Genomic DNA, 16257 nt, shown 5'->3' with positions numbered 1-16257 from the left:
TATGTCTACAAGATATTGTCGTTTTTCGGGGCGGGGGAGGTGATCTCTCACGCCGATTTTACAAAGTTAACATAATATTGTTTACATAATATTTTGCCATAACTCACAAAAAACGGAAAATTCCCGTAAATTCCTTGCAAAATCCGGCGAATTCAACTATATTAGAACAAGCAAGGTCTTACGTCAACCGCTACATAAATCCGCCTGCCCCCGCATAGGATGCGGTGAGGTGAGGCGGATTGAACACGAGAACATTGACGAAGCGGCCCACGGTCCAGCTGCCCACGCTGCCCCGCCTGCTTCTGCTGGCGCTGTTCTTCCTGGCCGGCGTCCTTTTGGGACAGGTCCTGTCGGGCCGGGTGCCGGACACCACGGGGGACGAGCTGCGGCGGTATCTGGAGGACTACGTCCGCCTGGGGGGCGAGGGAGCGCCCACTGTCCAGACGGCTCTGTCGGCCCTGGTGATCTATTTCCGCTATCCGCTGTTTGCATTTCTGCTGGGGTTCGCCTCCATCGGGGTGGTGCTGCTGCCCTGTGTGACGGCGGCTTACGGCTTTTTTCTGTCCTTTTCCGTGTGCTGCTTCACGGCGGCCTTCGGCGTGGACGGCGTGCTGCTGGCCCTGGCGGTGTTCGGCCTGCGGTGCATGGTGACCCTGCCCTGCTATTTCCTGCTGGCGGCGGCCTCCTGGGGGACGTCCGCGGGACTGGCGGCCGTGTCCTTTGGGAGAGGACGGCGGACTGCCCCTGTGGTCTACGGCCGGGCCTGCTGGGTCCGGTTCGGCGCCTGCTGTCTGGCGCTGCTGGCGGGTGTGTGTGCGGAGCTGTTTTTGTCCCCGGTGCTGCTGCGGCTGATGCTGGAGCGCATCCTGGGGTAGAGAGAAAGAGAGAGGGAGGAGAGCACCCTTGGCAAGAGACGACATTGCGGACTTTGGGACTTATCTGGCGGAGGAGCGTCACGCCTCCCAGAACACCATCTGCTCCTATCTGCGGGACGTGACCCAGTTCTCCGCGTATTTGCGGGAGCACCAGAGCTGCACGCTGCGGCAGGCCGGCGGAGAGATGATTCAGGACTACATGAGCTGGATGCGGGGGCGGGGGAAGTCCGCCGCCTCGGTGACCCGGTTCCTGGCCTCCGTCAAGTCGTTTTACAACTTTCTGCTCTCCGCCGGCGCCGTAAAGGCCAACCCCGCCAAGAGCATCAGCGCGGACCGGGCAGAGCGGAAGTATCCGGAGATCCTCACCAGCAAAGAGGTGGAGCTGTTTCTGGAGCAGCCCCGGTGCGTGGACGCCAAGGGATACCGGGACCATGCCATGCTGGAGCTGCTGTACGCCACCGGCATCCGGGTCAGCGAGCTGATCTCCCTGGACCTGAAGGACCTGAATCTCTCCGCGGGCTTCATCCGGTGTGCCAGCCGGGGCAAGGAGCGGATCATCCCCCTGTACCACACGGCCGTGAAGGCGCTGCAGGACTATGTGCGGGATATCCGGCCCCAGCTGATCGCCGACGGCGGCGAGCAGGCCCTGTTCGTGAACATGAACGGCGAGCGCATGAGCCGCCAGGGGTTCTGGAAGATCATCAAGTACTATCAGGAGAAGGCGGGGATCGAAAAGGACATCACCCCCCACACCCTGCGCCACTCCTTTGCCGTCCACCTGCTGGAAAACGGCGCGGACCTGCGGTCCATCCAGGAGATGCTGGGCCATGCGGACATCTCCTCCACCCAGATCTACACCCATGTGGTGAAGCGCCAGCTGAAGGATGTGTATCAGAAAGCCCATCCCCGGGCGTAATTCCAAGGGGAGCACCGGCGCCTCCCGCCGACGCTCCGGCGGGCAGAGCCCGCCTCTGCCGATCCCCTCGCCTTTGCACGGCAAAGACGGCCCCCGGCCGACTGCGGCCAGGGGCAGAGGCGTCCCGTCCAGGCACATGCCCTGGCCGGGACTTTTTTCTGCGCAAACGCACGGCAGACCACGGAAATGCACAGCGGCGTTCTGCCTGCCTGTGAAAAAATTTTCCGCCGCCGCAAACAAAACCGGCTGCCTGGGACTCAAATAGGTGAAGAGAAGAGAAAGGAGGACCGCCATGGATCACGACGAATTCGCCCGCCGGGCGGAGGCTCTCCGGGCCCGGCTGTACCGGACGGCGTACCTGTACCTGGGCAGCGAGGCCGACGCCCTGGAGGCGGTGGACGAGGGCGTATACCAGGCCCTGCGGGCTTTGCGGCAGCTGCGTCAGCCGGACTTTTTTGAGACCTGGCTCACCCGGATCGTGCTGAACGCGTGCCACCGGGAGCTGCGGCGCCGGCGGCGCCTGGCCGGGGAGGAGGCTCTGCCGGAGAGCGCCGGTCCGGATGCCTATGACGCCCTGCCCCTGAAGGAGGCCGTCCGCCGCCTGCCGGAGGAATTGCGGGCGGTGGTGATCCTGCGGTACTTCGCAGGATACACCCAGGCGGAGACCGCCCGGGCATTGAACATTCCCCAGGGCACCGCGGCCACCCGCCAGCGGCGGGCATTGCAGCTGCTGCGCCTGGAACTGGGAGAGGAGGGAGACGCATGACCCGAAACGAGGAATATCAGGCCCTGCTCCAGGAGCTGGAGACCACACCGGCGGCCCTGGACGGCGCTGTGGAGCGGGCGCTGCGCCGCCGGAAACGGGACCGCCGCCTGCGGCTCTTCGGCGTCCCGGCGGGGAGCCTGGCGGCCTGCTTCGCCGCCTTTGTGCTGCTGGTGAACCTGTTCCCGCCCTTCGCGCGGGCCTGCGGCTCAGTGCCGGTGCTGCGGGAGCTGGCCCAGGCGGTGGCCTGGTCGCCCAGCCTCTCCGCCGCGGTGGAGAACGACTACGTCCAGCCCATCGGCCAGTCCCAGACGGTGAACGGCGTCACCGCCACGGTGGAGTATGTGATCGTGGACCGCAAACAGCTGAACATCTTCTACACCCTGGACTATGCCCCGGACCTGGGGCCCATGTGGGCGGACTGCCGGATCACCCCCGGCGACGGCAGCGCGGGAGACGCCGGCGGCCGGACGGAGAAGCCGGGGGAGCTGGTGGAGATCAAGCGGGACTTTGTGGACCGGGACGTGCCCGGAATCCTGGATCTGACCCTGTCGGTCTACCCGGCAGAGCAGGACGGGGGCGGGCCGCCTGCGGAGAACACCGGCGACGGCTACTTTGACCAGCCGGTCGATGACCAGCCGGCGTATCTGGCGGAGATGACGTTCCACCTGGAATTCGACCCCTATTTCACCGCCCAGGGGACGCTACTGGAGCTGAACCGGACCTTTGCCCTGGACGGCCAGACCTTCACGCTGCAAGAGGCGGAAATCTACCCCACCCATCTGCGGCTGACCCTGACGGCGGACCCGGACAACACCGCCTGGCTGGCGGGCCTGGACCTGTACCTGGAGAACGAGCACGGCGAGCGGTTTGAAAAGAGCCTGGGCGGCATCACCGCATCCGGGGACCCGGAGGGGGAGGGCATGGGCACCTTCTGGCTGGACAGCCCCTTCTTCAGCCAGGGGGAGCACCTGACCCTCCACATCACCGGCGTCCGGTGGAAGGACAAGGACGCGCCGCCGGTGAAGCTGAATCTGGCGGAGGGCACCGCCGAAAACCTGCCGGAGGGCACCTGGTTCCAGGGCGCAGAGCGCCTGCCGGAGGGATGGATCGTGTACCTGGTGTCCCCGCTGATGGAGAACCGGACCATGGGGAGCGTGTTCTCCAGAGGGGCCTGGGACGAGGACGGGAACTATTATGAGATCTGGCAGTTCGGCTCCTCCTACGGCTACTGGGACGAGACGGCGCAGGAGCGCGTAGGGGAGGACCGGTGGTATACCGAGGACTTCCCCCTGGCGGGACTGGCGGGCGACACGGCCTATCTGGACCCCTGCTACAACCGGATGGCCGCCGTTGATGCGGCGGTTCCCATCCAATAGGCGAGGGGGAGTCAAATCCCCCGCCTTCCATGCGAACGAGAGAGCGCCCGCCGCAAGGCGGGTGCTTTTTTGCCCGCCGAACGGCGGCCGGGGTGATCCTGCCGGGGAGAAGCCCGCGCGTTTTCCCTGTTGCGCTTCCCTGGAAAATTTGTTATACTGTTACAGTATGTATACTGGAGGGAAAGCGCCATGCGGATCCTGGGCATCGACCCCGGCTACGCCACCATCGGCTTCGGCCTCATCACGGCGGAGCGGGCACAAGTGAACATGCTTACCTACGGCGCCATCACCACCCCGGCGGGGCTGCCGCTCTCCCGGCGGCTGTACCAGATCGGCACCGATATGGAGGACCTGATCGGCCAGCTGAAGCCGGATGTCATCTCCATCGAGGAGCTGTTCTTCAACACGAACCTGACCACCGGCATCGCCGTGGCCCACGCCCGCGGCGTGCTGCTGTACACGGCGGAAAAGTGCGGGATCCCGCTCCACGAGTACACCCCCTCCCAGGTGAAGATGGCGGTGGTGGGCTACGGCAAGGCGGAAAAGCGCCAGGTGATGGACATGACCCGCCGCCTGCTGCACCTGAAAGCCGTCCCCCGGCCCGACGACGCCGCGGACGCCCTGGCCCTGGCCCTGTGCCATGCCCGGAGTGCCACGTCCCGCCTGCCCCTGCAGGACAGCAGGGTCAAGGAGACCATCTGAACAGTCAGGAACCGGACCGCTCCGCCGGACGCCGGAATTCCGAACTCCCAAGGAAGTGTGATTATCCATGTTTTACTATCTGGACGGCACCGTGGCAGAGATTCTGCCCTATCTGGCGGTCATCGACTGCGGCGGCGTGGGCTACGCCTGCAAGACCACCAACACCACTCTGGCCCAGCTGAAAAAGGGCCAGCGGGGGAAGCTCTACACCTATCTGGACGTGGGGGAGAACGCCTTCGGCCTGTACGGCTTCGCCACGGCCAACGAGCTGAACAGCTTCAAGCTGCTGATCGGCGTCAGCGGCGTGGGGCCCAAGGCGGCGCTGGCCATCCTCTCCGCCGCCACGCCGGAGTCCCTGGCCATGGCCATCGTCACCGGGGACGAGAAGAGCCTGACGGCGGCGCCGGGCGTGGGCAAGAAGATCGCCCAGCGGATCATCCTGGAGCTGAAGGACAAGATGGCCCGGGAGAGCGCCGCCACGGGGCTGGACTTCTCCGGCGGAGCCGCTGTGAGCGTCCCGGCCTTTACAAATAAGGCCACAGAGGCGGCCCAGGCCCTGGCGGTGCTGGGCTACACCAGCGCTGAGGTGGCCCAAGCGCTGAAGGGCGTGGACGTGGAAACTCTGTCTCTGGAGGAGATCATCCGCCAGTGCCTGAAAAAGATGGTGAAGTGAGTATGAAGATCCTGTCCGTGATTCTGCTCCTGGCCGCGCTGGCCATGGCCTTTCTTGCCATGATATTCGGAACCCGCTTTGCGGCCCTGCTCAATAAGGGCCAGCAGCGCCACGGCCTGCCGGAAAAAGAGCGGCGGCAGCGCAACCGCAGCGGCGCGGTGTTCGCCCTGTGCCTGTGCGCGGTGTTCGGCCTGGCCTGGCTGGCGGTGCATCTGTTCCAGGCGGGCTGACCGCCCCGGCCGGAATTTTGGAGCACATTCAGAGCACATGAGGAAGTGAACCCATGAGCATCGACTTTGGAAACGACATCTATGAAGAGCCCATCGTGGCCAAGACCTTCCTGCAGGAGGACGCCCAGGAGGGGTCCCTCCGGCCCAAGACCCTGCGGGAGTATATCGGCCAGGAGAAGGCGAAGGACAACCTGGCCGTGTTCATCCAGGCCGCCCAGAAGCGGGGAGAGGCCCTGGACCACGTGCTGCTCCACGGCCCGCCCGGCCTGGGCAAGACCACGCTGGCCGGGATCATCGCCCAGGAGATGGGGGCGGGCATCCGCATCACCTCGGGCCCGGCCATCGAGAAGCCCGGGGATCTGGCGGCGCTGCTGACGAACCTCAACGAGGGGGACATCCTCTTTGTGGACGAGATCCACCGGCTGAACCGGTCCGTGGAGGAGATCCTGTACCCGGCCATGGAGGACTACGCCCTGGACATCATCGTGGGCAAGGGCCCCAGCGCCAACTCCATCCGGCTGGACCTGCCCAGGTTCACCCTGATCGGCGCCACCACCCGGGCGGGGCAGCTGTCCGCGCCCCTGCGGGACCGGTTCGGCGTGACGCTGCGGCTGGAGCTGTACACGCCGGAGGAGCTCTCTCAGATCATCACCCGGTCCGCCGCCATTTTGAACGTGGACATCGTGCCGGAGGGCGCCTATGAGATCGCCCGCCGCAGCCGGGGCACGCCCCGGATCGCCAACCGGATGCTGCGCCGGGTCCGGGACTTCGCCCAGGTGAAGGCCGACGGCGTCATCACCAAGGATGTGGCGGACCAGGCCCTGTGCGCGCTGGAGATCGACCACCTGGGGCTGGACCCCATCGACCGGCGGATGCTGGGGGCCGTCATCGAGAACTACGGCGGCGGTCCCGTGGGCCTGGAGACCCTGGCCGCCACCATCGGCGAGGAGGCCGTGACCCTGGAGGACGTGTACGAGCCATACCTGATGCAGCTGGGCTTCCTGACCCGGACGCCCCGGGGCCGGTGCGTGACGGCGAAGGCATACCAGCACCTGCATAAGCCCATCCCCGGCGGCATGACGGCGGATCCGCCGGACATGGACCAGCTGACGCTGTGAGGAGGCGGTTTTCATGAAGCGGACCCTGGCGGAGCGCGTCGCATTTCTGATGCTGTCGGCGGCGCTGGCCGTCGGAGCTTGGGCCGTCACAGGCCGGGCTGCCTGCTCCGTGACGGCGCCCTATCAGTTTCCCGTCCAGCCCGGCACGCCGGAGTGGGTGGAGCTGTCCGCCAACGCCCGCCGTGCCGCCTGCCGCCTGCCGGCGGGGCTGGCGGAGCAGATGACCTCCGAGGCTCTGCTGGAGACGGCGCTGGACTATCCGTTCAACGCCTCCATGTATGTGTCCAGCGACCTGGAGGGGATGTTCGGAAAGCGGGCGGCCCTGGCGGGCAACGGCGCCCTGGCGGAGCTGGTGACCCGGCCGGACGCGGAGGAAGTGATCGCCCGCGCGCTGGCGGCGCCTGCGGAGGCAGGGGAGGACCCCCTGCGGGGCGTGTATCTGGAGACCTTCTGCGCCTGGCTGCCGGAGCTTTCCGGGATGGCGGGCGTCTGAGGTGTCACAGGGGCAGGCCCCGGCCGGTGCGCAGGCCCAGCAGAAAGGCATGGATGGCGGTGAATTCCCGGGCCTTTTCGTAATCCGCCGCCATCTCAGAGGTGAGCTCTCCCTCCAGAAGGGAGAGGGGCATCTCGTAGTCGTCCGGTGGGGCAGCGTCCAGCTGGGGGCGGATGTAGTGGGCGTACAGCCATTTCATGAAGTCGGACATTGCGAATGCTCCTTTCAAAATACAATGGATGCGTTGTGCTTAGCTGCAGTATAATACAACGGATACATCGTGTCAAGAGGTGACGATATGACATTGCAAGAGCGAATGCGGGAACTCCGCAAAGAGCGGAAGGAGACCCAGAGACAGGTGGCCGACGCCATCGGTGTGACGGACCGGCAGTACCAGCGGTTTGAGACCGGGGTCAATCTGCCTGGATTTGAAAATCTCGTGGGCATTGCGGACCACTTCGGCGTATCGCTGGATTATCTGGCCGGCCGGTCGGACCGGAGGGAGATGTAGAGGCGGTTTCCCGCCGTTCAGAGGAACCCGCTCCTGCAGGGGGCGTACAGCCTTTTCACAAAGCCGGACATTGCGAATGCTCCTTTCTGCAAACAACTTTTAAGCTGTTTGCAGAAAGGATATATCACGACTTTTAGGTTGTGCCAAGGAGATCATATATGGAGTTTTATGAGCGAATGCGGGAACTCCGCAAAGAGCACGGCGAGACCCAAGCGCAGGTGGCCGCAGCCGCCGGAATGACAGACCGGCAGTATCAGCGGTTTGAAACAGGCAAACAAAAGCCGGGGTTTGACAGTCTGCTTGCCCTGGCGGACCACTTCGGCGTGTCGCTGGATTATCTAGCCGGCCGGTCGGACCGGAGGGAGATGTAGAGGCGGTTTCCCGCCGTTCAGAGGAACCCGCTCCTGCAGGGGCGTGCGGCCCGTTTTTGGAGTCAGACATTGCGAATACTCCTTTCTCACGCTTCATAAAGCGTGAGAAAAATATAACACGCTTTACAGAGCGTGTCAAGGGGGATTTATGGAATTAAACGAGCGATTGCGGGAACTCCGCAAGGAACAAGGAGAAACCCAAAAGCAAGTGGCCGCCGCCATCGGGATTGGGGAGCGGCCCTACCAATACTTGGAGTCCGGCGAGCACCGGCCCAGCCTGGACACGTTGATCGCCCTGGCGGACCATTTCGGCGTATCGCTGGATTATCTGGCTGGCCGGTCGGACCGGAGGGAGTTGTAAAGGGCCGCCGTCCGGCGGCCTCGGGAATCTTTGCTCCCGCAAGGGGCTTGTCCAGCGGGATGCACCCCCCATTTTCTTTTCGGTCTTGCCCGAAAAGAAAACGGGCCGTGCACGGTCCAAAAGAAAAGAACGCTTTTGGCCGCAACTCTGCACGGGCGTGCAAAGTTGCTGTACGGGGGTTGGCGTGAGATGGTGCCTGCGTGTTTGCGAGGACTGGCCAACGGGCGCGGCGGGGTGCGGTACAGGCTTGAACGCTGATTCCCGCGGCGTGGATGCGGAGGTCAACGGGGTGCAAGGACGCATTTGACCAGCTCCTCTTTCCGCGCGTTCCGCTTCGCTACGCGCTGCCCTGGCGGTCGTAGGGGCCGATGCCTTTATCGGCAGCTCCCGCGCGGGACAGCTAGCGGCAGCGAAAAGAGAAGCAGCTCCATGCGATGACCATCCCGACGACCTCCGCACGATCCGCCACGGGACGGCAGTTGGAGAAATCGCAGAAGAGTATAGCGTGCCCGAAGGCCGGGCCAAATCGGCGCTTGCACCGATCCGCCGCCCCCCGTCGCGCGGAGGGCCACTGCACCGGAGCGCGCCAACGCTTTTCCCTTTGGACCGTGCACGGCCCGTTTCTCTTTTGGCACGACAAAAGAGAAATGGGGGGTGCATCCGCCCAGCCATCAACATAGCTGAATCCCCGTCCCATGGGGACGGTCACATCATAAGAAACAAACGAGGTAATATCAATGGGCAAACTATTTGGAACCGACGGCATCCGCGGCGTGGTGGGGGAGAACCTCACTGCCGACATGGCCTTCCGCGTGGGGCAGGCCGTGGGCACTGTTCTGATGGAGGACAAGGGCAGCCGCCCCACCGTGGTGATCGGCAAGGACACCCGCATCTCCTCCGACATGCTGGAGTCCGCCCTGATGGCGGGGCTCTGCTCCGTGGGCAGCGACGTAAAGCCGGTGGGCACCATTCCCACCCCGGCGGTGGCCTATCTCACCGTGCAGGAAAAGGCGGACGCGGGCATCGTGATCTCCGCCAGTCACAACCCCTATGAGCACAACGGCATCAAGGTCTTCAGCGGACAGGGCTACAAGCTCTCCGACAGCGTGGAGGCCCGGATCGAGGAGAAGATCCTCTCCCAGGAGCCCATGAAGCTCCGAACCCGGGGGGAGATCGGCCGCCGCCACCACGGTATGCGCCAGCTGAAGCGGGACTATATCGACTTCGTGGCCTCCACCATCGAGTCCGATCTGGCGGGGCTGAAAATCCTGGCGGACTGCGCCAACGGCGCTGCCAGCGCCACCGCGCCGGAGCTGTTCGGCCGCTTCAAGGCCCGGACGGACTTCATCCACCGGGACCCGGACGGGGTGAACATCAACAGCCACTGCGGCTCCACCCACCTGGAGGACCTGGCCGCCGCCGTGGTGCGGGGCGGCTATGACATCGGCGTGGCCTTTGACGGGGACGCGGACCGCTGCCTGCTGGTGGACGAGACCGGCGGCGTCATCGACGGCGACAAGGTCCTGGCGGTGTGCGCCCTGGACATGAAGCGCCGGGGAAAGCTCAACGGCAACGCCCTGGTGGCCACGGTGATGAGCAACCTGGGCCTCCACGAGTTCTGCCGGAACAACGGCATCGACCTGCTCTGCACGGATGTGGGCGACCGGAACGTGCTGGAGAAGATGCTGGAGCGGGACTACCGCATCGGCGGGGAGCAGTCCGGCCACACCATCTTCACCGATGTGGAGACCACCGGCGATGGTGAAGTGACGGCCCTCCAGTTCCTGCAGGTGCTGGCCCGGTCCGGGGAGAAAGCAAGTTCCCTTGTCAGCTGCTGCGCCGTCTACCCCCAGGTTCTGGTGAACGTGGAGGTGCCCCACAGCGGCGGCGTGAAGGAGGCCATTATGGCGTCCCCCGCGCTGGCGGAGGCCGTGAAGCGGGAGGAGGAGGCCCTCGCCGGCGCTGGCCGGGTGCTGGTGCGCCCCTCCGGCACGGAGGCCCTGATCCGGGTGATGGTGGAGGCCAAAACCACGCAGATCGCCCAGGCGGTGGCGGACCGGCTGGCAGATTTCATCAAATCGCAAAAAAAATAAAAATCTGTTTCTCGGATTTTTTTACAAATTGCTTGACATTTCACTGGATAGACAGGTATAATACGATATGTACAAATTTAGCGAGAAGACACCCCAGCCCCTGGACCAGTGCAGCGATGAAACGCTGTGCCAACTGGTTGCCGGCGGCAGCCGCGAAGCGGAGGAAGCTCTTGTGACGCGGTACAACCGGCTGGTCCGGACCTGCGCCCGCCCCTTCTTTCTGGTGGGCGGCGACAGCGAGGATCTGACCCAGGAGGGCATGGTGGGCCTCCTCAAAGCCGTTCGGGAGTATGACGCCTCCAAGGAGGCATCCTTCCGGACCTTCGCAGAAATCTGCATTCGTAACCGGCTGTATTCCGTCCTCCGCGCCGCGGCGCGGGATAAGCACATGGCTCTCAATCAGTCGGTCCCCTTGGATACACCCTTCTTTGACGCCAATTCCTACACCTCTGGTACCAGCGATCTGACTCAGCGCGATCCCGAAGCGTATCTCATCGACAGGGAACATACCGCTGCCCTCTTATCCGGTGTCCGGAAACAGTTGTCCGAGTTTGAAGCAAAGATTTTGGGGTACTATTTAGACGGTCTTTCATGCAGGGAAATTGCCGAGACGGTAGGCAAGCCCCCAAAGTCCGTGGACAACGCCGTGCAGCGCATTCGGCGCAAGGTGGCACGGCAGCTTCTTTCCGGCGATCTCAGCGGAAGCTGAACGCAATATATTTTTCTTTTCAAAGAGAGGGTAACATCATGTACGAAGACAAGACCTTAGTTTGCAAGGAGTGCGGCCAGGAGTTCGTGTTCACCGCCGGCGAGCAGGAGTTCTATGCCGAGCGCGGCTTCCAGAACGAGCCCCAGCGGTGCAAGGCCTGCCGTGACGCCCGCAAGAACGCGGCCCGCGGTCCCCGGGAGTATTTCACCGCTGTCTGCGCCGCCTGCGGCGGCGAAGCCCGCGTGCCCTTCGAGCCGAAGTCTGACCGTCCCGTGTACTGCAGCGAGTGCTTCGCCAAGATGCGGGACCAGCAGAGATAAACGAATCAATCCGTTTTGGTCTCTTGCAGAGGCGGCGCCCGGTGGGCGCCGCTTCTTCTTTTGCCGTGGGAGCCGGCCGCCGCGCCCCGCGCCGGGGAAACGGGAGGCATTCCGGAAAAATGTGCCGGTGCGGACGCCGAATCTCCACATTTCCAGGCTTTTCAAAGATTTTCTCTTGAAAAACATCGAAAACTAGAGTATAATACCCCTGCTGAATTTCAGATTAGAATTGGAGGAACCTCTGATGATCGAGATCAAGAAGGACACCATCATCGGTGACATTCTGGACGTGGCGCCTCAGACCGCGCCCATCTTCCTGTCCATCGGCATGCACTGCCTGGGCTGCCCCTCTTCCCGGGGCGAGACTGTGGAGGAGGCCTGCATGGTCCACGGCGTGGACTGCGACAAGCTGCTGGCCCTGGTGAACGAGGAAGCCAACAAGAAAGCGGAATGACCGGAACGGGACGCATACGGGAGACCGTATGCGTCCTCCTCCGACAGCCGGAACAGGAGGGCGCCATGGGAAAACATCTGGAACTGACGCCGCGCCTGCGGCAGATCGCCGCCTGGGTCCGCCAGGGTGCGCACCTCGCTGATGTTGGCACGGATCACGCCTATCTGCCCGTGTGGCTGACGCTGCAGGGCCGCGTGGCCTCTGCCATTGCCAGCGATCTGCGGCGCGGCCCCCTGGACCGGGCGCAGGAGACCGGCCGGCGCTACGGTGTGGGGGACCGGATCACCTTCCGCCTGGGCAACGGTCTGGCCGCCGTGGCGCCGGAGGAGTGCGACACCATCGTCATCGCCGGCATGGGGGGCGAGAACATCGCCCAGATTCTGGCCGGGGCACCCTGGACCGCCGACGGCCGCCACACCCTGCTGCTCCAGCCCCAGAGCCGGGCGGAGGCGCTGCGCCGCTTCCTGGCGGAGCACGGCTACGCCATAGCGCGGGAGGCGCTGGTGCGGGACCGGGGCTTTCTCTATCCCGTGATCGAGGCCGGGGCAGGGGAGATGCATCTCACGCTGGGCCGGCAGTGGGCCGGGGCGGACCTGCTCTACGACCCCCTGGGGGACCGCTACATCATCGAGAAGATCATCCAGCTCCAGGCGGCGGCGGCCGGGTCCAACCGGGCGTCGGCGCCAGAGGCCCGGGAACGGGGCGATTACGCCAGGGCCGTCATCACGGAGCTTCTGCAAATGAGGGAGGAGTGGCGCCATGCCAACTGTCCGGGAAATTGAACAGGCCCTGTTCCGACTGGCCCCGAAGGAGGGCGCCATGGACTGGGACAACGTGGGCCAGCTGCTGGGGGACCCGGAGGCGGAGGTCCGGCGGGTCCTGGTGGCCCTGGACATCACGGAGGCCGTGGCGGACGAGGCCATCGCGGAAAACTGCCAGCTGATTGTCAGCCACCATCCGGTGATGAACTGCAAATGGCTGCCGGTGCAGACCGTCCGGCAGGACACGCCCCAGGGGCACCTGCTGCTGAAAATCCTGAGGAGCGGCCTGTCCGCCATCTGTATGCACACGAACCTGGATGTGGCCCCCGGCGGCGTCAACGACGCGCTGGCCGCCGCGCTGGGGCTGGAGGACCCTGGGCCGCTGGGGGACCCGGAGGGGCTGTGCCGGATGGGAACACTGGCAAGTCCTATGCCTTTACAGGAATTTGCAAAGCACGTCTGCCGGGCGCTCCAGGCCAACGGCGTCCGCTACGCCGGGGACAGCGGCCCGGTGCGGAAGGTCGCGGTGGGCGGCGGCGCCTGCGGCGACTATGAGGATGCGGCCATCGCCGCAGGGTGCGACGTGTTCGTGACCTCGGACCTCAGCTACCACCAGTTTTTAGACGCGGCAGGGAAGGGCATCCGCCTGATCGACGCGGGCCACTTCCCCACAGAGAATCCGGTGTGCACCGTGCTGGCAGAGTACCTGCGCGGCCGGTTCCCGGGCCTCACCGTCACCAAATCCGCCTCCCACCGGGAGGTCATCCAGTATTACGTAGAAGGAGAGTAATGTACCATGTCCGGACATTCCAAATGGCATAATATCCAAAAGACCAAGGGCGCGGCCGACGCCAAGCGCTCCGCCGCCTTCACCAAGATCGCCAAGGAGATCATCGTGGCCGTGAAAGAGGGCGGCGGCTCCGGCGACCCCAACAACAACTCCCGTCTGGCCACGGTTATCGCCAAGGCCAAGGCCGTCAACATGCCCAACGACAACATCAAGCGCACCATCGACCGGGCCCTGGGCTCCGGCAGCACCGACAACTACGAGGCCGTCACCTACGAGGGCTACGGCCCCGGCGGCGTGGCCGTCATTGTGGAGGCCCTGACCGACAACCGCCAGCGCACCGCGCCGGAGGTCCGCCACGCGTTCGACAAGTGCAACGGCAACCTGGGCGCCCAGGGCTGCGTCAGCTGGTCCTTTGACAAGAAGGGCGTCATCGTCATTGACAACGAGGAGGGCGAGCTGGACGAGGACACCGTCATGATGGACGCTCTGGAGGCCGGTGCCGCCGACTTTGAGGCTGACGGTCCCGCCCTAGAGATCACCTGCGACCCCGACGCCTTCAACGATGTGGTGAAGGCCCTGGAGGGGAAGGGCTACGCCTTCGCCAGCGCGGAGATCGAGATGGTGCCACAGAACTACATCACCCTCACCGGCGAGGGAGACGTGAAGAACATGGAGAAGCTCATCGACATGCTGGAGGACAACGACGACGTGCAGAACGTCTGGCACAACTGGGATAACGACTGAGCATCGCTGGATAGAGAGAGGACGGGGAGACCCGTCCTCTTTTCGTCCTCTAGAATATTCAACAAAACTTTTCTTTTGTGCAAAAAAACGCCGGAGAGGCGGGCCTGACCGGTCCCCCTTACCATTACCATAACAATGACCATAACCATCACCATAACCCTAACTCTAGCTATTACCATAACGGGAGAATTTTACAAAATCCTCCCGGAGATTGCATAGAGCCGTGCATCAGATGGGGAGGGGACGCCTTTTCTTGAGAGGAGTGGTTTTTCGTTGGCAGAGGAACACAAGAAGAGTTTTATGCTGTATTTCGATAATTTTCCCTGTGTGGCGGCCCTGGACGCGGAGCAGCGGGGGGAACTGCTGCTTCTGCTGTACCGCTATGCCATGGCGGCGGACAAGGCTCCCACGGATCCGGAGGAGGTTTTGCGGCAGCACCCGGGCTTGAGGGAGGAGACCCGCATGGCCTACCGGTTTCTGGCGGAGACCATTCGGCGGGATACAGAGAAGTGGAAGGAAAAGCAGCGGCGCTACCAAGAGGCGGCGGCGCGGCGGCAGGGGGATGGGGCGATCTCCCGGCAGGCCCTGGAACAGGCCGCGCCCAAGGATTACAGCGACATCCGGAAGTACCTACGGGACGTCTCTACCGCTGGTCGGTTGCCAAAATCGGACCCATAGGGTAGACTGAGGGCGAGGTGATACACGTGAACAAGGAGCGGCTGGGCGATTTCATCGGCAGCGAGCGGAAAAATCTGGGCCTGACCCAGCGGGATCTGGCGGCGCGGCTGCATGTGACGGACAAGGCCGTCAGCAAGTGGGAGCGGGGACTGAGCTACCCGGATGTGACGCTGCTGGAGCCCCTGGCGGCAGCCCTGGACCTGACGGTGGAGGAGCTGATGGCCTGCCGGAGGCAGGCGGCGAAAGGAGCGGAGGAGACCATGCAGAGCTTGTTGGATATCTCCCGTGACAGCGTGCGGCAGGAGCGGCGGCGCTCCTGGCAGCGGCTGGCGGCGGTGCTGGTGCTGCTGGCCGTAACTGCAGCCGTGGTGGCGTATACGCAGATCGTGGTGACGGAGGAGGGGTATTACAGCATCGTTCTGAAAGAGACTGTGAATGGCAGGAACTGTGTCTATGTGGAGGACCGTGGACACCTGATCCGGCTGAAGTGCGGGGAGGATGTGGACTTTGATGCCCTCACGCTGCGGGACGAGCGGGGAGATACCATTTCCTATCAGATGGACTTTCAATGGAACCGGCTGACCCGCACTGGTACGGTGTCTGCCTGTGAGGACACCGGCGTCACCGTTCTGGGAGGTGTCATGGATGTCACCTATGAGGGGGATTCCGGCAGCGTGCCGCTTCTCTTCGGCGATACCAGCGTCCAGTATCTCCGGGACGGGTATTACCCGGACCCCTACGCAGAGTCCGAAAATCTGGTGTTTTTATGTGACGTCCGGTTTTGGCCCTATCATCCGGAGGAGCCGGACCCCACCGGCATCAACACCCGGGCAATCCTGGAAGTGGAGGACTGCATCAACGCCGAGGCGCTGGACGTGGATGGGGACGGAGCGCTGGAGGTGGCCGTCCGCACCCGCTGGCCGGAGAAGCCGTACACCGTCTACGACTATGTGGATGGAGAGATTGTGGAGTCATGGCCGGACACCCTGCCGGAGGAGATTTTGGAACAGATGTGGGCCCCGTGGGAAGGGCTATGAGAGGTGCTGCCTATGGAATCTCCTGCGCCCCCCTCTGAGAGCGGCGGGTGGGGTCTCCTTCCACCCGGAGACAGGGAGCCAGCATCTGGCCTTTCACAGCCGGGAGCGGGTCCTCCGCTGCATCGACCAGTACACCGCGCGGCAGTACCGGCATCAATCGGTACAAAAAGAGGCCCTGGCTTTCGCCAGGACCTCTTCTTGTACGAGCAAGACTGTAAGCCGGGTTCTGTATCAAACAGTCATCTATCTCGACGTACCGTCGCCGGTACGCTCCAGCCA

The 16257-nt window shown here is 64.0% G+C and carries 22 protein-coding genes and 1 other RNA gene (1 of these 23 only partly in view); 21 read left to right on the top strand and 2 right to left on the bottom strand.

Annotated features, from left to right (window positions below; all coding sequences use genetic code 11):
• The first annotated feature begins 239 nt into the window (after positions 1 to 239).
• From OCV80_RS07750 to OCV80_RS07710, 9 genes are all read left to right on the top strand, one after another.
• On the top strand, positions 240 to 875 hold the full coding sequence (locus OCV80_RS07750) for a stage II sporulation protein M (protein ID WP_051320057.1): 636 nt from the start codon (positions 240 to 242) through the stop codon (positions 873 to 875).
• Positions 876 to 903: 28 nt separating this feature from the next.
• A complete protein-coding gene (xerD, locus tag OCV80_RS07745; protein WP_181446418.1) occupies positions 904 to 1791 on the top strand; it encodes a site-specific tyrosine recombinase XerD in 888 nt (295 codons plus the stop codon).
• Positions 1792 to 2083: 292 nt separating this feature from the next.
• Entirely contained in the window at positions 2084 to 2557 is a 474-nt protein-coding gene (locus OCV80_RS07740) for a sigma-70 family RNA polymerase sigma factor (RefSeq protein WP_021750306.1), read from the top strand.
• Positions 2554 to 3933: a DUF4179 domain-containing protein gene (locus OCV80_RS07735; protein WP_119310947.1), complete on the top strand. Its 1380-nt coding sequence runs from the start codon at positions 2554 to 2556 to the stop codon at positions 3931 to 3933. The genes OCV80_RS07740 and OCV80_RS07735 overlap by 4 nt, the downstream gene beginning before the upstream one ends.
• Before the next feature lie 189 nt (positions 3934 to 4122).
• Positions 4123 to 4635 (top strand): crossover junction endodeoxyribonuclease RuvC, encoded by a 513-nt coding sequence (gene ruvC, locus OCV80_RS07730; protein WP_021750693.1) that lies wholly within the window; start codon positions 4123 to 4125, stop codon positions 4633 to 4635.
• A gap of 67 nt (positions 4636 to 4702) precedes the next feature.
• Positions 4703 to 5308: a Holliday junction branch migration protein RuvA gene (ruvA, locus tag OCV80_RS07725; protein ID WP_021750694.1), complete on the top strand. Its 606-nt coding sequence runs from the start codon at positions 4703 to 4705 to the stop codon at positions 5306 to 5308.
• Positions 5284 to 5538 (top strand): hypothetical protein, encoded by a 255-nt coding sequence (locus tag OCV80_RS07720; protein WP_136891737.1) that lies wholly within the window; start codon positions 5284 to 5286, stop codon positions 5536 to 5538. The genes ruvA and OCV80_RS07720 overlap by 25 nt, the downstream gene beginning before the upstream one ends.
• A 53-nt stretch (positions 5539 to 5591) precedes the next feature.
• The gene (gene ruvB, locus OCV80_RS07715) at positions 5592 to 6656 is read left to right on the top strand and encodes a Holliday junction branch migration DNA helicase RuvB (protein ID WP_021750696.1); all 1065 of its coding nucleotides are present in this window, start codon (positions 5592 to 5594) and stop codon (positions 6654 to 6656) included.
• A gap of 13 nt (positions 6657 to 6669) precedes the next feature.
• Positions 6670 to 7149: a hypothetical protein gene (locus OCV80_RS07710; protein WP_119310948.1), complete on the top strand. Its 480-nt coding sequence runs from the start codon at positions 6670 to 6672 to the stop codon at positions 7147 to 7149.
• A gap of 4 nt (positions 7150 to 7153) precedes the next feature.
• Here the strand turns inward: OCV80_RS07710 and OCV80_RS07705 are convergent, their stop codons facing one another.
• Positions 7154 to 7360 carry a hypothetical protein gene (locus OCV80_RS07705; RefSeq protein WP_021750699.1) on the bottom strand — a complete coding sequence of 69 codons (207 nt, stop codon included), beginning with the start codon at positions 7358 to 7360 and terminating at the stop codon, positions 7154 to 7156.
• 87 nt (positions 7361 to 7447) lie between these two features.
• Here OCV80_RS07705 and OCV80_RS07700 point away from each other — a divergent pair, with 87 nt between their 5' ends.
• From OCV80_RS07700 to OCV80_RS07645, 12 genes are all read left to right on the top strand, one after another.
• On the top strand, positions 7448 to 7660 hold the full coding sequence (locus tag OCV80_RS07700) for a helix-turn-helix domain-containing protein (RefSeq protein ID WP_021750700.1): 213 nt from the start codon (positions 7448 to 7450) through the stop codon (positions 7658 to 7660).
• A gap of 158 nt (positions 7661 to 7818) precedes the next feature.
• Positions 7819 to 8031, top strand: a complete 213-nt coding sequence (locus OCV80_RS07695; RefSeq protein WP_036628729.1) for a helix-turn-helix domain-containing protein — start codon at positions 7819 to 7821, stop codon at positions 8029 to 8031.
• Between the two features lie 148 nt (positions 8032 to 8179).
• On the top strand, positions 8180 to 8392 hold the full coding sequence (locus tag OCV80_RS07690) for a helix-turn-helix domain-containing protein (protein WP_021750702.1): 213 nt from the start codon (positions 8180 to 8182) through the stop codon (positions 8390 to 8392).
• 737 nt (positions 8393 to 9129) lie between these two features.
• A complete protein-coding gene (gene glmM, locus OCV80_RS07685; RefSeq protein ID WP_021750703.1) occupies positions 9130 to 10485 on the top strand; it encodes a phosphoglucosamine mutase in 1356 nt (451 codons plus the stop codon).
• Between the two features lie 67 nt (positions 10486 to 10552).
• Positions 10553 to 11194 (top strand): sigma-70 family RNA polymerase sigma factor, encoded by a 642-nt coding sequence (locus OCV80_RS07680; RefSeq protein ID WP_021750704.1) that lies wholly within the window; start codon positions 10553 to 10555, stop codon positions 11192 to 11194.
• A 38-nt stretch (positions 11195 to 11232) separates the two neighbouring features.
• Positions 11233 to 11514 carry a zinc-ribbon domain containing protein gene (locus tag OCV80_RS07675; RefSeq protein WP_021750705.1) on the top strand — a complete coding sequence of 94 codons (282 nt, stop codon included), beginning with the start codon at positions 11233 to 11235 and terminating at the stop codon, positions 11512 to 11514.
• Between the two features lie 244 nt (positions 11515 to 11758).
• Entirely contained in the window at positions 11759 to 11968 is a 210-nt protein-coding gene (locus OCV80_RS07670; RefSeq protein WP_021750706.1) for a DUF1858 domain-containing protein, read from the top strand.
• A gap of 65 nt (positions 11969 to 12033) precedes the next feature.
• Entirely contained in the window at positions 12034 to 12750 is a 717-nt protein-coding gene (locus tag OCV80_RS07665; RefSeq protein WP_036631075.1) for a tRNA (adenine(22)-N(1))-methyltransferase, read from the top strand.
• Complete coding sequence (locus tag OCV80_RS07660; protein ID WP_119310950.1) at positions 12728 to 13519, top strand: Nif3-like dinuclear metal center hexameric protein; 792 nt, start codon at positions 12728 to 12730, stop codon at positions 13517 to 13519. The genes OCV80_RS07665 and OCV80_RS07660 overlap by 23 nt, the downstream gene beginning before the upstream one ends.
• A gap of 6 nt (positions 13520 to 13525) precedes the next feature.
• Positions 13526 to 14263, top strand: a complete 738-nt coding sequence (locus OCV80_RS07655) for a YebC/PmpR family DNA-binding transcriptional regulator (RefSeq protein WP_021750709.1) — start codon at positions 13526 to 13528, stop codon at positions 14261 to 14263.
• 273 nt (positions 14264 to 14536) lie between these two features.
• A complete protein-coding gene (locus OCV80_RS07650) occupies positions 14537 to 14941 on the top strand; it encodes a DUF6291 domain-containing protein (protein ID WP_025545387.1) in 405 nt (134 codons plus the stop codon).
• 26 nt (positions 14942 to 14967) lie between these two features.
• Positions 14968 to 15978, top strand: coding sequence for a helix-turn-helix domain-containing protein (locus tag OCV80_RS07645; RefSeq protein ID WP_136891740.1), 1011 nt, complete (start codon positions 14968 to 14970; stop codon positions 15976 to 15978).
• 199 nt (positions 15979 to 16177) lie between these two features.
• Here the strand turns inward: OCV80_RS07645 and rnpB are convergent.
• An RNA gene (rnpB, locus tag OCV80_RS07640) (RNase P RNA component class A) lies at positions 16178 to 16257 on the bottom strand (it continues 521 nt past the right edge of the window).

Origin of the sequence: Oscillibacter acetigenes, assembly GCF_025567605.1 — a bacterium.
In the GTDB taxonomy this organism is placed as follows: Bacteria; Bacillota; Clostridia; order Oscillospirales; family Oscillospiraceae; genus Oscillibacter; species Oscillibacter welbionis.
The sequence above is the reverse complement of the archived record's forward strand: the minus strand, read 5'-3'. Positions and strand labels throughout refer to the sequence as shown.

What these genes read in the sequence shown, in the direction of transcription:
- OCV80_RS07700 (WP_021750700.1), top strand. Translation starts at nt 7,448, where the DNA reads ATGACATTGCAAGAGCGAATGCGGGAACTCCGCAAAGAGCGGAAGGAG.
- ruvB (WP_021750696.1), top strand. Translation starts at nt 5,592, where the DNA reads ATGAGCATCGACTTTGGAAACGACATCTATGAAGAGCCCATCGTGGCC.
- OCV80_RS07705 (WP_021750699.1), bottom strand. Translation starts at nt 7,360, where the DNA reads ATGTCCGACTTCATGAAATGGCTGTACGCCCACTACATCCGCCCCCAG.
- OCV80_RS07695 (WP_036628729.1), top strand. Translation starts at nt 7,819, where the DNA reads ATGGAGTTTTATGAGCGAATGCGGGAACTCCGCAAAGAGCACGGCGAG.
- OCV80_RS07670 (WP_021750706.1), top strand. Translation starts at nt 11,759, where the DNA reads ATGATCGAGATCAAGAAGGACACCATCATCGGTGACATTCTGGACGTG.
- OCV80_RS07690 (WP_021750702.1), top strand. Translation starts at nt 8,180, where the DNA reads ATGGAATTAAACGAGCGATTGCGGGAACTCCGCAAGGAACAAGGAGAA.
- OCV80_RS07665 (WP_036631075.1), top strand. Translation starts at nt 12,034, where the DNA reads ATGGGAAAACATCTGGAACTGACGCCGCGCCTGCGGCAGATCGCCGCC.
- OCV80_RS07710 (WP_119310948.1), top strand. Translation starts at nt 6,670, where the DNA reads ATGAAGCGGACCCTGGCGGAGCGCGTCGCATTTCTGATGCTGTCGGCG.
- OCV80_RS07735 (WP_119310947.1), top strand. Translation starts at nt 2,554, where the DNA reads ATGACCCGAAACGAGGAATATCAGGCCCTGCTCCAGGAGCTGGAGACC.
- glmM (WP_021750703.1), top strand. Translation starts at nt 9,130, where the DNA reads ATGGGCAAACTATTTGGAACCGACGGCATCCGCGGCGTGGTGGGGGAG.
- OCV80_RS07740 (WP_021750306.1), top strand. Translation starts at nt 2,084, where the DNA reads ATGGATCACGACGAATTCGCCCGCCGGGCGGAGGCTCTCCGGGCCCGG.
- OCV80_RS07660 (WP_119310950.1), top strand. Translation starts at nt 12,728, where the DNA reads ATGCCAACTGTCCGGGAAATTGAACAGGCCCTGTTCCGACTGGCCCCG.
- OCV80_RS07680 (WP_021750704.1), top strand. Translation starts at nt 10,553, where the DNA reads ATGTACAAATTTAGCGAGAAGACACCCCAGCCCCTGGACCAGTGCAGC.
- OCV80_RS07655 (WP_021750709.1), top strand. Translation starts at nt 13,526, where the DNA reads ATGTCCGGACATTCCAAATGGCATAATATCCAAAAGACCAAGGGCGCG.
- ruvA (WP_021750694.1), top strand. Translation starts at nt 4,703, where the DNA reads ATGTTTTACTATCTGGACGGCACCGTGGCAGAGATTCTGCCCTATCTG.
- ruvC (WP_021750693.1), top strand. Translation starts at nt 4,123, where the DNA reads ATGCGGATCCTGGGCATCGACCCCGGCTACGCCACCATCGGCTTCGGC.
- OCV80_RS07675 (WP_021750705.1), top strand. Translation starts at nt 11,233, where the DNA reads ATGTACGAAGACAAGACCTTAGTTTGCAAGGAGTGCGGCCAGGAGTTC.